This is a genomic window from Arthrobacter gyeryongensis (genome assembly GCF_039543785.1).
Classification (GTDB): Bacteria; Actinomycetota; Actinomycetes; order Actinomycetales; family Micrococcaceae; genus Arthrobacter; species Arthrobacter gyeryongensis.
On sequence record NZ_BAABKK010000003.1, the window covers coordinates 1 to 12989 of the forward strand.

12 protein-coding genes are annotated in these 12989 nt (G+C 62.6%); 7 read left to right on the forward strand and 5 right to left on the reverse strand.

Annotated elements, in window-relative coordinates:
* Nucleotides 1-623: 623 nt before the first annotated feature.
* Together ABEA18_RS01640 and ABEA18_RS01645 are read left to right on the forward strand one after the other, a co-directional pair.
* A complete protein-coding gene (locus ABEA18_RS01640) occupies nucleotides 624-884 on the forward strand; it encodes an META domain-containing protein (RefSeq protein ID WP_345447379.1) in 261 nt (86 codons plus the stop codon).
* 237 nt (nucleotides 885-1121) lie between these two features.
* Nucleotides 1122-1784 carry an NADPH-dependent F420 reductase gene (locus ABEA18_RS01645; protein ID WP_345447381.1) on the forward strand — a complete coding sequence of 221 codons (663 nt, stop codon included), beginning with the start codon at nucleotides 1122-1124 and terminating at the stop codon, nucleotides 1782-1784.
* A 90-nt stretch (nucleotides 1785-1874) separates the two neighbouring features.
* On the opposite strand, the gene ABEA18_RS01650 is transcribed toward ABEA18_RS01645, so the two are convergent.
* A complete protein-coding gene (locus tag ABEA18_RS01650; RefSeq protein ID WP_345447383.1) occupies nucleotides 1875-2216 on the reverse strand; it encodes a hypothetical protein in 342 nt (113 codons plus the stop codon).
* A 125-nt stretch (nucleotides 2217-2341) separates the two neighbouring features.
* Here ABEA18_RS01650 and ABEA18_RS01655 point away from each other — a divergent pair, with 125 nt between their 5' ends.
* Nucleotides 2342-2851, forward strand: coding sequence for an alpha/beta fold hydrolase (locus ABEA18_RS01655; RefSeq protein WP_345447384.1), 510 nt, complete (start codon nucleotides 2342-2344; stop codon nucleotides 2849-2851).
* Between the two features lie 29 nt (nucleotides 2852-2880).
* On the opposite strand, the gene ABEA18_RS01660 is transcribed toward ABEA18_RS01655, so the two are convergent.
* Nucleotides 2881-3513, reverse strand: coding sequence for a dihydrofolate reductase family protein (locus ABEA18_RS01660; protein WP_345447385.1), 633 nt, complete (start codon nucleotides 3511-3513; stop codon nucleotides 2881-2883).
* Nucleotides 3514-3678: 165 nt separating this feature from the next.
* On the opposite strand from ABEA18_RS01660, the gene ABEA18_RS01665 reads away from it, so the two are divergent.
* The 4 genes from ABEA18_RS01665 (at nucleotide 3679) to ABEA18_RS01680 (ending at nucleotide 7131) form a co-directional block, all read left to right on the forward strand.
* On the forward strand, nucleotides 3679-4545 hold the full coding sequence (locus ABEA18_RS01665) for a PhzF family phenazine biosynthesis protein (protein WP_345447386.1): 867 nt from the start codon (nucleotides 3679-3681) through the stop codon (nucleotides 4543-4545).
* Nucleotides 4546-4619: 74 nt separating this feature from the next.
* Nucleotides 4620-5087, forward strand: a complete 468-nt coding sequence (locus ABEA18_RS01670) for a MarR family winged helix-turn-helix transcriptional regulator (RefSeq protein ID WP_345447388.1) — start codon at nucleotides 4620-4622, stop codon at nucleotides 5085-5087.
* A 5-nt stretch (nucleotides 5088-5092) separates the two neighbouring features.
* Nucleotides 5093-5659: a cysteine hydrolase family protein gene (locus ABEA18_RS01675; RefSeq protein ID WP_345447391.1), complete on the forward strand. Its 567-nt coding sequence runs from the start codon at nucleotides 5093-5095 to the stop codon at nucleotides 5657-5659.
* Nucleotides 5656-7131: an MFS transporter gene (locus ABEA18_RS01680; RefSeq protein ID WP_345447394.1), complete on the forward strand. Its 1476-nt coding sequence runs from the start codon at nucleotides 5656-5658 to the stop codon at nucleotides 7129-7131. Before ABEA18_RS01675 ends, ABEA18_RS01680 begins: the two co-directional genes overlap by 4 nt.
* Before the next feature lie 189 nt (nucleotides 7132-7320).
* Here the strand turns inward: ABEA18_RS01680 and ABEA18_RS01685 are convergent, their stop codons facing one another.
* From ABEA18_RS01685 to ABEA18_RS01695, 3 genes are all read right to left on the reverse strand, one after another.
* Nucleotides 7321-10125, reverse strand: a complete 2805-nt coding sequence (locus ABEA18_RS01685; protein ID WP_345447396.1) for a helix-turn-helix transcriptional regulator — start codon at nucleotides 10123-10125, stop codon at nucleotides 7321-7323.
* A 29-nt stretch (nucleotides 10126-10154) separates the two neighbouring features.
* Complete coding sequence (locus ABEA18_RS01690) at nucleotides 10155-12221, reverse strand: Ig-like domain-containing protein (RefSeq protein ID WP_345447399.1); 2067 nt, start codon at nucleotides 12219-12221, stop codon at nucleotides 10155-10157.
* A 79-nt stretch (nucleotides 12222-12300) separates the two neighbouring features.
* Nucleotides 12301-12933, reverse strand: coding sequence for a LysE family translocator (locus ABEA18_RS01695; RefSeq protein WP_345447402.1), 633 nt, complete (start codon nucleotides 12931-12933; stop codon nucleotides 12301-12303).
* Nucleotides 12934-12989 lie beyond the last annotated feature (56 nt).

The window sequence follows — 12989 nt, forward strand, 5'->3', positions numbered from 1 at the left end:
AAACAAGCAGTCCTCAACGCAATCCGGAACCCGCGGGCAAGGCACTAAACCAAATGACCGAAGTCAGGATGCAACCGCCGAGTGGGAAGCCGAGATTCATGCTTATCCGGCCCGATAAACGCACGCAATCCATATTCGCGGAAAGGCTGCATGATACGAGGACAACAACAGACGCCTGCATCTCGTCTCACAGCCAGTTCTGAAGTTCGGGGTTGATCTACGAATACGCTCGCACTCAATCCGCAGGGATGCCAGTAGCGAAAACGCTGTTCGCGCTTTCTGCGAATACATCCGCTTCTTATAACGGTCGAACGAAACCCGGTGACAAAGCCCCCGCCCGCGTATACGCTCCGATCAGCTTCCATCTTCAGGGGGATTCGATGAAGCACTCGCGATTGTGGCAAGACTGTTTTTGCCTACTAATTCTCGGCCTGCTAATGACTTCTTGTGCATCAGTAGCCAAAACAGGGCCGGACGTCACAACGCCCTCCCCGACCGTTTCCACACCTCCCGGCGCGACATGCGCTTCATTCCTGCCGTCCGCCCCATGTTCGCAATACGTCAGCATCTCGGGGACATCCAACGACGCCACCCTGCCGTGGGTGGCGGCAGGCGGGCTACGAGTGGAGCTGTATTCCGTCAACGGCGGGCTTCAGCTCGCGGTGAAAACCCCGTGCAATCCGATCAGCGGACCGGCGGCGATCACCGGGAACACGCTTACACTTGGCAAACTCGCAGCCGGGGCGATGGGCTGCGCCGGCGAGTCTTCTGCGCAGGAGCAATGGGTCATGCAATTCCTAAGTCGGCCCATCGAAATGTCGTTCGTCCAGGACACTCTGACCTGGAGGACCGGAGCCGACACGCTTAGCTTCAAAAGCAAATAGCAGCCCCTGATTATGGCTTGACCCTGCGCGATGGCCGGCTTACCCAGTTGTACTAGTCTGCCTGGCTCATCAGACGAATCGTGCGGACCCTCTCCCGGGTCCACCCGGGGCGCGCCCGGCTGCAGCTACCAGGTCGCGTTCCCCGACGCCGTCGTGTTCTGCATACGACCCTTTCACCCCGTTTACATGCAGTCCCCCGCGGTCATAGGCTTTTACCACTAGACCCTGGAGGTTGACGTGACAACTGCAATTATCGGGATCGGTAACATCGGCTCCCGGGTCGCCCGCAATCTTGTTCAGGGCGGCGAGCCGGTCGTTCTCGCCGCGCGCAATCAATCCGGCGCTGACGCGTTGGCGGCTGAGTTGGGTACGCTCGCGAGTTCGGCAAGCGTTGTTGATGCGGTGTCACAGGCTGACACTGTTCTGTTTGCCGTGTGGCTGGACACTGGGAAGGAGCTCATTTCCCAGTTGTCACAGGCGCTGGTCGGCAAGGTTGTAATCGACCCGTCCAACCCGATCGGGCCCGATGGCCACGGCGGTTTTACGACGACACTGCCCGAGGGCGAATCGGCGGCCTCGGTCCTGGCAAATCTGCTGCCTGCCGGAGCGCACTTCGTGAAGGCTTTCGGCACGCTGGGGGCCGACGCGCTGGGCTCGGCAGCGAACCGGCCATCCGAGCGGGCCGCTCTGTTTTACGCAACTGACGACGACGCAGCGGCAGAAACGGTGGAGAGGCTCATCAGTGCCTCTGGTTTTGACCCGGTCAAAGCCGGAGGAATCGAGGCGGCCGGCAGATTAGAGCTGATGCGTGGAGACCTTCACCAGAATGGCGGGCTCGGTGGAAAGCTCCTGAGCGCCGACGAGGCGCGTGCTGCCCTTTTAGTGGACGGTCGCGGGTAGCAACGCAACGGCATCCTGGCCCATGGTGGCCGGGGTCGATTCGTTGCACTGGGCGCACGCGTTGTCTTGCTCATAGTGCTCTTGTCGGGTCTATTGCACGATAGCCTGGCCAGGCTGCCTGCTGCAGGTCTTGATCGCCCGGGAGAGGCGTTGAATGCCTTTGGCTATAACGTGCGGGGAATTGGTGACGAACGACGGACGCAAGGTGGTTTGATCAGGGTCGTGGGAGTAGAAGGCGGAGCCGGGCACAAACGCCACGCCTTCTTCAACAGCGAAGGGAAGAAGATGGCTCATGTCGATGTCGTTCCCGAGGCGGACCCACAGGCCCTGGGCCGCCATTTCGCCCGGAACGAGCACCGCCTCAGAGAGAGTGCAGGCGGCGACCATCGGGGGCATCGCGTTCTTCGCCGTCGAGGCCCGCGTTGGTCGCATGGGCATTTGCTCGCGTCCCGGAACGGGTATGACTCGGTACGAAATGACGAAGCATCGCGACCCGCCGATAAGAGCGCCGTGGCCCGACTACGCTCAGTTAGTGTCCCCCAAGAAAGGAGCAAGTCATGGGTGAAGCTGGTGCGAGAGTCGGATTCTCACTGCTAGCCAGCAGTCCAGAGCGTGTTGAGACGTTCACTTCTGCCGGTGGCACCTACCGCTCGCCGGCGGGGCAAATCGAATCGATCTTCTTCCCCGGATACGACCGGGCCCTGGATCAGGGAGGCGTGCCCGAATTTCTGCGCCAGTGGAGTGACGCCGCAGGCCGTGAGCTCGATCCGCAGACCGCCACAGCGTTTCTGGCCAACGACCCCGTCGCCCTGCGCGCCTACTTCCGGCGCAGCGAGGACGAACCCGGAATCCCGGAGGCGGTTCTCCGGACGATGGACACACCCACCCTGCTGCTCGCCAGCACTGACGATCCGCTCCGGCATGCGGACTGCGAACAAGCGGCCCGACTCATGCCCAAGGCCCGATTCCATGCCCTGCCCGGCCGCAATCATTCCCAGACACTCATCCCCGGCAGCCCCGTCCTTGAAATGGTCAACTCATTCATTGCATCGACACGAGAGCAATGAGCCGGGAAAAGTCTGGGACCGCGGACACCCTAGAACACATCCTCGGGATCCACGGTGGACGTTGCGTACTCTGGACGCCCGGCCGGCCGATAAGTCTGGATGGTGATGCCGCGGGATGTCGTCCGTGAGCTGACCAGTTCGAGCGCGAGGTCCGGACCGGATTCGGGGAACAACCGTGTGCCCTGGCCGACGACCACGGGATAGGTGAGCAGGTCGAGCTGGTCGATCAGGTCGTTGGCGAGCAGCCATCGGACCAGGACACCACTGCCCGGCACCAGCAAGTCGCCGTCGTGATGTGCCTTCAGTTCGCCGATTGCCGTGGCGAGGTCGCCGGACAGGACGGTGGTGCCCGCCCATTGCGGGTCGGTGAGGCTGGTTGACGCGACGTACTTGGGCCGGCTGTTCAATGCGGCCGCGATCGGGTTCGTGCTGGGATCGGTCATCATGCCCCAGTAGGGCGCGAAGATCTCGTAGGTCCGCCGCCCGAAGAGGAACGCGGACGCACCGCCGTAGACTTCGCCGAGATAGTCCCCGGTTTCGGCGTCCAGCAGTGGGATCGCCCATCCCCCGCGCTCAAAGCCGCCGCGGCGATCTTCATCCGCTCCGCCCAATCCCTGCATCACGCCGTCCACTGAGACGTTGGTCGTGGTCTTCAGCCTCATGTCGTTTCACCCCGTCGAACAACGGCCGCGGACCCCTTCTGGATCCACGCTACGTGCCCGCATTGTCCCAAGCCTTTACGCCCTTGGTCCGGTACCGCCGTCGAACGCTAGATAGTGGCAAGAGCGGTTCGACCGTGACCGCGCCGTCCGTGCGACGATATCCGGATGGAACAGACTCCAGACGTACTCCGCTATGCCGCCTTTACCGCCACTCCAGAAGGAGGAAATCCGGCCGGAGTAGTCCTGGACGCAACCGGCCTCGACGACGCCCGGATGCAGGCCATTGCGGCCGAGATCGGTTATGCCGAAACGGTCTTTGTCACCGGGAAGACTGTTGGCGGGGACGCCCGCCGAAACCGTGTGCGGTACTTCTCCCCTATCGCCGAGGTACCGTTCTGTGGCCATGCCACTATCGCTTTGGCTGTCGCCCTGTCAGGGCGCGACGGTGCCGGAACCTTTGTGTTCGATACGGAGGTAGGGCCTGTGGTGATTACGACGGCGGGCCACGGCGACGCGGTCAGGGCAAGCTTCACGAGCGTGGAACCCCGGGTTGCCGGGTTCCCCGACGGTGTTCTGGATTCCCTGCTCGGATTGCTCGGCGTGGGCCAAGGCGAGCTGCACCCGGGCTACCCTCCGATGGTTTCCTTTGCCGGAAACTGGCACCCCATTCTTGTCTTCGCCGAACGGAGCACCTTTGACTCCTTCGTTTTCGACCCGGATGGCATGCGCGCGCTGATGGATGCTCAAGGCTGGGCAGGCACCGTCACGACGCTCTGCGAGATCGGTACCGGCGAGTTCGACTCGCGCAACCTCTTCCCCGTAGGAACTATCACTGAAGATCCGGCGACAGGCTCAGCCGCCGCGGCTTTCGGCGCATACCTCCGGTTGCTTTCGCTCGTGGAGACGCCGAGCCGGGTGATTGTGCACCAAGGAAGCCACGTCCGCCGCCCGAGTGTCCTCACCGTCGACATTCCCCCGCAGGGCGGAATTGTCGTGAGCGGCGAAGCCGTGGAGATTGCCGAACCCTCGTAACCAGGCACGCCACGAAAACACAGATAGTAAGGAAACCTTTTCAGTTTGCCTTACTATCTGCTAGCGTCATTGCTATGACCCCCCACCCGGATCCAGACGCGGCGGGCATGCTCGAAGCTGCCGCAGAGCTTCGCGTCCTCATTGGCCAGTTGACCCGGCGCCTGCGTGAGCAGTCCCAGGTGGACAACCAGTCCCAAGTGGACAACCTGACGAATGCGCAAAAGGCCGTACTGATCCACTTGGATCGTGACGGCCGGGCCACGCTGTCCGCACTGGCCCGCGCCGAGGGAATGCGTCCCCAGTCCATGGGAGCCATCATTTCCGCCCTTTCCGGCGCAGGACTCGTTGAAAGCGGCCCTGATCCGGCCGATGGCCGTCAGAGGATCCTGTCCCTCACAACCGAAGCCCGGGAGAGCATCAGCGCCAGCCGTGCCGCCAAGGCTGATTGGCTTTACCGCACCATCCAGTCCAAACTCACGCCGGACGAGCGGGAACGGTTGCCCGGCGCCATTCACCTACTCAAACGCCTTTTGGAGCCGTGAGAAACATGCCCATCACCACGTTGGACCCACAGACCGCCCTCATCATTGTTGACCTTCAGCGGGGAATAGTTGCCTCCCCGAAAGCGCATCCCCTCGATCCAATCGTGCGGAATTCCGCTGCCTTGTCGGATGCTTTCCGCAGCCACGGCCTTCCCGTGGTGCTGGTCAACGTCACTGGCGGCGCGCCCGGCAGGACAGATCAAGGCAGCACCGCGGGAAGGGAGTTCCCCGCCGATTTCGCCGAACTTCTCCCTGAACTGAACCAGCAACCGGGCGATCACCTTGTCACGAAGAAGACGTGGGGCGCGTTCACCGACACCGGCCTGGGCGCACTCTTGGAAGACCTTGGCGTGACCCAGGTGGTGCTGACCGGTGTAGCCACCAGCATTGGCGTGGAATCCACTGCGCGGAGCTCCCACGAAGCCGGCCTTAACGTCACTCTCGCTCTTGACGCGATGACCGATCTGACGATGAACGCCCACGAAAACTCCGTCACGACGATTTTCCCCCGGCTGGGCGAGACCGGAACGACTCAAGAAATCCTGGACGTGCTTGAAACCACCCGGTCGTGACCGCTCCGGACGCGGCCCCGGCGCCGAGCCCAGCTGACACGGGCAAGCGACGGCTGGCTCCCCCACGGTCCGCGACTGGGGCCGAGGCTCCAGGCCAGGGTGATCGGCCCCCGAACCCGCTGGGTTGGAGATTCACGGCACCGCTGCTGCTTGGCTCCACCCTGAATCCGATCAACAGCTCGATGATCGCCACGGCGCTGGTAGGCATCGGGGCTGACTTTCGCTCGAGTCCGGGCGCCACGGCCGGACTCATATCGGTCCTGTACCTTTGCAGCGCAGTGGCCCAACCGACCATGGGGAAACTCTCCGTCCTCTTCGGGCCCAGGCGCGTCTTCCTCTCCGGCGTCGCCGTCCTCCTGCTGGCTGGGGTCGTAGGCGTGCTGGCTCCAAACCTGGGCGTGCTGCTCATCTCGAGGGCACTCATCGGCATCGGGACTTCAGCGTGCTACCCGACGGCGATGGCGCTCGTCCGCCGGCGGGCCGATGAGTCCGGCATCGGCGTCCCGGGCCGCGTCCTGGGCAACTTTTCGATCGCAGCCCAAGTGACCGCCGTCGTCGGCTTGCCGCTTGGTGGAGTGCTGGCCGGCGCGTTCGGCTGGCGGGCCCTGTTCGCAGTGAACATTCCGCTGGCCCTGCTGGCCTTCACCTTCACTTTGATCGGAGTAGCGAAAGACGCGCCGGTCCGCAAACAGGGCCTGGGCAGCCTGCTCACCATGCTGGACCTGCCGGGGATCGCCCTCTTTGCTGGTGCGATCATCTCGCTGCTGGTGTTCCTTTCGGCGCTCACGACGCCGGACTGGTGGCTTGCCGTCCTCGCTGTGGTGCTCACGGGGGTGCTGCTGTTGCGGGAACGGCATGCGCGCAGTCCGCTGATCGACGTCGGGATGCTGGGCAGGAACGGACCGCTGCAGCGTACCTACCTACGTACGGTCCTGGCCGCACTGGCAACTTATGCATCGATGTACGGGGCCAGCCAGTGGATGGAACAAAGCATGGGGCTGAACCCGGCGACGGTAGGGCTGATTCTGATTCCGCTGAGCCTGCTGAGCATCGTCGTGGCGAGGGTCGTCTCCGCTCGGGCGTGGGTCCGCTGGCCGTTGATCCTTGCGGGCGTCGCTTTGACCCTCTCTGCAGGGGTGATGCTGTTGGTGAACCACAGCTCCGGCGTCGTACTGCTTATCGGAATGACCCTGCTGCTGGGCCTGACCAACGGTTTCAGCAGTTTCGCCAATCAGGCAGCGCTGTACCTGCAAACGACGGCCGCGGAGATCGCAGTGGCCTCGGGCTTGCTGCGGACGTCAATGTACTTGGGCGCGATCGGCTCCTCCAGCCTCATCGGCATCGCTTTTGGGCCGTCCGCTACCGACGCAGGTTTCCATGCCTTGGCCTGGATTCTGCTCGCCATTGGAGCATCGATGGTGCTCCTGACGGCGTTTGATCGCAGCGTTCCGGCCGTCGCCGCGGAGCATTGACATACGGCCAACGGCGCGGGCAAGTCCACCACCATCCGGGTGTTGCTTGGCCTTGCCCGGCAGTCGCCGGGACCGTTACGAGGTTCCGCCCAATTCCTGGTTGGCAGCCTTCGCCCAGGAACGTCCGGTCTACCGCGCGCTCGCAGACCTCGCCGACGTCATGACCGAATGGGAGATACGCCGCGATGATCAGAAGGGATGACGCAAGGGCGTGCGGGCTTGGCTCGGAGCGGAGCCTTCAAAGCCGGAACTGAATAGCTGGCCGAGTTCCCGCCGAGAGCGGAGGCCGAGCTTGGCCAGGACATTCCGGATATGGAAGTTCACCGTGGCGGGCGAAACAAATAGCTGGGCGGCGATTTGCTTGTTGGTCATGCCTCGTTCGGCATAGAAGGCGATTTCCCGTTCCCGTCCAGTAAGGGACTCGAATGCCTGTAGGTACGGATTGGCGGGCCTGTCGCTCAGCCCGTCGAGCAACTTCATCGCACGGCTGAGGTACGGCGCGGCGCCGAGTACAAGGAAGATCCTTACGGCACCCCTCAGGGCGGTCGCACCGGCTTTCGTGTTTCCCATCGAGATGAGCAGCCGGCCAAGGTCGAGGTGGGCAATGCCCTGCGACAAAGGGAAGCGCGATTCCTTCGCCGCGAGCCGGTAGAACTTGGCCGCCCGGCTGGATAGTCCATACGCCTCGCTGACCCTGCCTTCCAACCAGTCCAGCGAGCCATACACCGGCCACCATCCGCGACCATTCATATCCTTGCAGGCCTGCAACAAGCTGTCGGCTTCCTCCGCACGACCCAGTCCAGCCAGCGCGTCAATCCTGTAACTGTGTGTCGATGGCGTGGCTAATGTGATCGCCTCTGATGCGTCCAGCTGTTGTTGCCATTCGGCCAAGGAACGGGCTCGTTCGAGCTTTGCAAGGCCACTGAGTTCGACTCCAAAAGTGTCATATTCGCTGATTCGGACTTCTTCCGCGCGGCGCAACGCAGCTTCATATGATTCCGAACGGCCCTGTAGTGCCTCGAGGACCGCGGACATCGAGAAAACGAGGGGGCGGGAGGAAACATCGCTGACATCCAGAGAATGCAATTGCGCCGTGCGGACCACCGTCAGCATTTCCTGCACCCGTCCCAGCAGGAAATAGCAGTATGCGAGCACAACCCTGGTGTGCCCGATTGCCAGGCCCGCCCCGGTCGAAGCCGAGACTTCCATGGCCCTCTCCAGATCGACCGTGGCCTGTTCGATGCCGCCAGTCACGCTGAGGAAGCCGGCTCTGCAGGTCAATGCGTCGGCCAAGGCAGGGCTGTCGTTCGCACCAGCAATCCGTGCACTGAGCGACGCGAAAGCCTTCGAGATCCGGTTTGGATCCTGGGTGCCGCTTGCACCGATGAGGTTGAATCCATCGAATTGCAGGCCCAGGTCCGTTCCTGAGGGCAGGTGCCGAAGCCTAGGGTCGTTGACGGCCCCCTTGGACTGGCTCAGCTGTTCCAGGTATCGGTGCGCTTGGGCGACAGCGACGGCGGTGGAGGACTTATCGTCGGAGACCATGCGTGAGACGACTATCGCCAACGAAATGTGGGCCCGCAGCAGGGCCTCGTCAGGGTGGTTCAGTTCTTTCGCGATCAGCTCTTCGGCAAATTGGCCGACACGGTCCAGATCCGGCCTCATTTGGAGCAACTGCAACAGCGCGAAGTCCCGCACTACGCCGGGACGCATGGATTGCACCTGAGGCAGAAGGTCCATCACTTCGGCAATGCAATGGTGGACGGACGCAACGACGCAGGCTTCGATGATGCAGTCGTCCCGGCGGCTTCCGTGGAACCTGTCCATCGCCGAGCGCAGGTATTGCAACGCGAGTTCCGGCTGGCCATCGGCCAAAGCGTGATCGACGCCGGAGGTCACATCCGTATAGAGTGCGACCGTCCCGGGTTCCTGCACCAGCAATCGATGTTGCAGAGCAAGTCTTGGATCATCGAGTTCGCCTGCAATCGCGCGGTGGATGGAAGACAGGCGGTGGCTCTTGAGGTTGTCCCGCACCCCAACAGCGAGCAGATCATGAAACGGGCGCAATTGGACGGTCTGCCCGACCCGTGTGCCCCGGACGAGCCCGCTCGCCAATGCTGCCGCGACATCCGTTGGTTCATTCAAAGCGAAGCCAATCCGCTGCAAGCGCTCTTGTTCAATTGGGTCGCGACTGACACATACGAACTCGACGACGGATCGGGCAGGTCCAAGCTCCAATGCGTCGAGCATGGCGGCAAAGGGATTGTTTCCAGGGGAGATGTACGGCAGGGTATCGGGCCAGGGGTTCTGGGCGGAATATTCGGGCCCGGCGGCGTGTTCCATTGCGGCGTTGATCAACAAGGGAGTACCTCCGGTGCTCCATCGAAGCCGTTCAGCCGTACGCGCCGACATCGTTCGATCCCAGACCCGCGCCACGTAATCCTGGACCTGTTCCGGACTCAGCGGTTCCATGGTGACCCGTTTGATAAAGCCCCAGGACAGGTCATCAGCCACTATCCGATCGATGGCTGCGGTACCGGGCCCTGAAACACCTGCCAAGACAACTGTGATCCTGTCGTCGGCGAGTCTCTGCAGCACGAACCGCAGGGCCTTGGCGGAGCGTTCATCTATCCATTGGGCATTGTCTACGACAATGCAACTAATGTTCTTCGGCCGGGAAGCTAGCGCAGACAATAGTTGGCGGGCAGCAATGACTGGATCCGAGAGGGGTTCGGCCTCGCGGTGGCCCAAGGCCACAAGAAGCTTGTCAACAAAGGAGAGTGGAAGGCTACTTTCAAAAGCGTCCGCACTGCACGCCACCACGTTTGGCCGCCTTAGGGCATCCATGAACTGCAAGCACCACGTCGTTTTTCCTATCCCTTGAATCCCAGTGAGCACGACAATCCCGCCACGGTACTGGCGTGTGCGTTTCAGTACAGCGGCGGGAGTGTCATCGCTTGATAGAGCGGGATGTACGACCGTACGTGACGTCATGCCGCCATATTATTTGCAGATCAGCCTTTTCATCCCTGAGGGCCGCGGATTCTGCCAATGTGTCGAGGTCGGCTCCAGAGTCGGAGGAACCGACCCAGAACGAGCGCGGCAACGGCCCCGAGACCCAATCCTGTGAAGACCGGACCGTTGGACCCGGTATACGCCAGGTTGCCATACGACGCTGTCGATGCCGTGGGCAAGACCAGGGTGGACGACGCCATGCCCGGCGCTCCAGGTGATGCCGGGACCGTTGGCACGACCGGAGCCGTCACTGTGACCGAAGCCGGCGTTCCCGAGGCGGGCAGGAAATAGGCGTCCCCTGAGTACTCCACCGTTATTTCGTGGTTCCCGGTGGACAATGCCGGAAGGGTGACAGCGGCCGAGCCGGAGACCAAGGTCACCGCGGTCAGGCGGACCTGGTTGTCAACTGTCAGAATGACGGTTCCGCCAGGCTGCACCGGAAGCGCGCTGCCCGCTGTGACATTTACCCGTAGGTCCACGGTCCGGCCTTCCGAGACGGAAGTCGACGATGGAACAACAAGGACCGTTGCTTGGGCCCGCGCGGCGTTCACTTGAATCGTTACGGGTTCAGCGGGCCTGAAGTTGGTGTCACCGTCGTAGCTGAGTTGAACTGTGCGATTACCTTCAGCCCAGGGGATCGCGGTGGTGAAGTCACCTCGCGAATCCAACGGGGCCGTTCCAAGAACGTCGCCGTTCGAACTTAATGTCACTTGCCCCGTGGGCACAGCAGGAGAAAGAGCTCTCGAAGCAGTCGCGACCGCCGCGGCCATGTCAGCCGAAACCGCGCCCGTTATCGTAGCGGGCTTGCTCAGGAGGTCGGCGGAAACCGTCGCATTGACGATCCGCGTTGCGAGAGGCTGTACGACTTGGGTCAAGGATGCCGCGGAGGACTGGAATTTGTAGGAATCGGTGTTGCGTGGCCGGTATTGGAAGGTGAGATCGTGGGAACCTGCGGGGAGGTCGATTGCACTGATGTTGGCAGTTCCGGCGGCGTCAACAGGAGCGGTTGCCAGCTCCGTGCCGCCACTGTCCATAACTGCAACCTCGCCACTTGGAACCACTCCGCGGAGGTCGGAGTTGACGACTGTTGCGACGTAGCCGCCGGGAGTGCCGAAGATGGAAGGATTCGTCGTCGAGACGACGCTGGTTGTTGTTGCGTAGTCGGGGGTGTACCAGATGCTGACCCAGCCGCTACCCGCGTTGTAGCCCCTGATCACGTTGCTTGCGCTGGAGTCGACGTAGCTGCTGCCGCCAGCGCCACCACCGCCCCCGGCGCCACCCACGCGGCTGCCAAGAGCACCTGAACCACTTAGCCAACCTCCGCCGCCACCGCCTCCACCGCCGCCGCTGGACGAACTTCCGGCACCGCCACCGCCGGTTCCCGCCGCGCCCGCAGGCCCGATAACTCCGAAGTCAGCGCCAGGTGCCCCGCCCGCACACCACCCGTCAGCCGACTGGCCATTCTGGTTGGCAGCACCGCCCGCACCGCCGTTGCAGTACACGAAAGCAGCTCCGTGGCCTGCGCCTCCGCCCCCACCGGCAGCGACAACAAGCGGCGTCCCTTGCGCGTCGACTACGGCACTCGCTCCGCCGCCACCGCCGCCGGCAGATCCGGCGAGGGATCCGGTACCACCCGAACCTCCGCGAATGAAACCCACTCCCCCGCCGCCTGGGTTGTGTCGCGACCCTGTTCCCCCGCCAGGTGTCGAAGCGTAAATCTTCAGTGCCTGGCCGGGCGTTACCTGCAGCCTTGCGCGAATGTCGGCCCCTGCTCCGCCGGGACCATCATTGCTCACAACAAAAGCGGTACCAGGAATATTGATTGGTCCCCCACCGCCCCCGGCGGAGCCCAAGGCCCGGACATCGATGGAGCGCACGCCGGCCGGCACGATCCACGTGTCTCCATTGACGTTGGCGAAGTCCAGTTTGGTGGGAGTTGGATCCGGAGGGATGGACACAGCTGGTGATGCAGCACTTGCTGGTGGAACGCTGAGTCCCAGCGCTCCAACGGCGCTCGCGAGCAGGAACATGGACAATCGCACAGCCAACGGCTTGCGTACTGGAAGAGGCCTCATACCGGGAACACTAGGTACGCAGCGCCGCCGGCCCCTTGGACGGGATCAAATACTATTCACAACGAATAGGTCACCTAGCTCAGCTGTTTGCCGAAACCGCGGTCCCCAGGCCAAGTGCCGTGAGGATCGCGGCAGACGTCCGTTCGAGTGCTTTCGTCACGGATGGCTTCTTCAGCCAGAGGACGGCCTTGGTTGCCACCAAAGACAAGACTCCGAGGTAGAGCATCGAAATTGCGAAGTCGATGACTCCGAGAATCATCGTCTGCCCAAGGGATGCTTCCCCGGGAGGAAGGAACTGGGGCACGACGGCGAGGAAGAACAGGCCGACTTTGGGGTTGAGCATGCACGAAACAAGTCCCGCGAAGAAACTCGAGCGCAGTTTGGGGCCCTTCTCCGGGGCATCCTGTGCGTTGCGGGTAGGCTGTCCGCGCCGGCTGTGGATGAAGGCGCTGATCCCGAGGTAAATCAGATACAGGCCACCAATGATTTTCACTGCCCTGTAGGCCTCGGCCGACTGCTCCAGAAGGGCTGCCAATCCAATGCCGACAAGCCCCGCCCAAAAGATGCTGCCAAGCGAAGAACCGAGGCCGGCCGAGAGGCCAGCCTTGACGTTTGACAGGCTGTACCTCAGGACGAGGAACGAGTCCGGGCCCGGCGTGAGCGCCAAAATCAAGCACAATCCGACGAACGCCGCAAGTGAACTCAGAGTCATGTTTCCATTGAATCATTGCGCGGTATCTGCACTGGGTACCGCGGGCCTCACGGAAG

Coding starts and splice junctions, on each gene's coding strand:
- ABEA18_RS01690 (WP_345447399.1), bottom strand. CDS start 12,221: ATGAGGCCTCTTCCAGTACGCAAGCCGTTGGCTGTGCGATTGTCCATG.
- ABEA18_RS01670 (WP_345447388.1), top strand. CDS start 4,620: ATGACCCCCCACCCGGATCCAGACGCGGCGGGCATGCTCGAAGCTGCC.
- ABEA18_RS01695 (WP_345447402.1), bottom strand. CDS start 12,933: ATGACTCTGAGTTCACTTGCGGCGTTCGTCGGATTGTGCTTGATTTTG.
- ABEA18_RS01685 (WP_345447396.1), bottom strand. CDS start 10,125: ATGACGTCACGTACGGTCGTACATCCCGCTCTATCAAGCGATGACACT.
- ABEA18_RS01675 (WP_345447391.1), top strand. CDS start 5,093: ATGCCCATCACCACGTTGGACCCACAGACCGCCCTCATCATTGTTGAC.
- ABEA18_RS01665 (WP_345447386.1), top strand. CDS start 3,679: ATGGAACAGACTCCAGACGTACTCCGCTATGCCGCCTTTACCGCCACT.
- ABEA18_RS01660 (WP_345447385.1), bottom strand. CDS start 3,513: ATGAGGCTGAAGACCACGACCAACGTCTCAGTGGACGGCGTGATGCAG.
- ABEA18_RS01650 (WP_345447383.1), bottom strand. CDS start 2,216: ATGCGACCAACGCGGGCCTCGACGGCGAAGAACGCGATGCCCCCGATG.
- ABEA18_RS01655 (WP_345447384.1), top strand. CDS start 2,342: ATGGGTGAAGCTGGTGCGAGAGTCGGATTCTCACTGCTAGCCAGCAGT.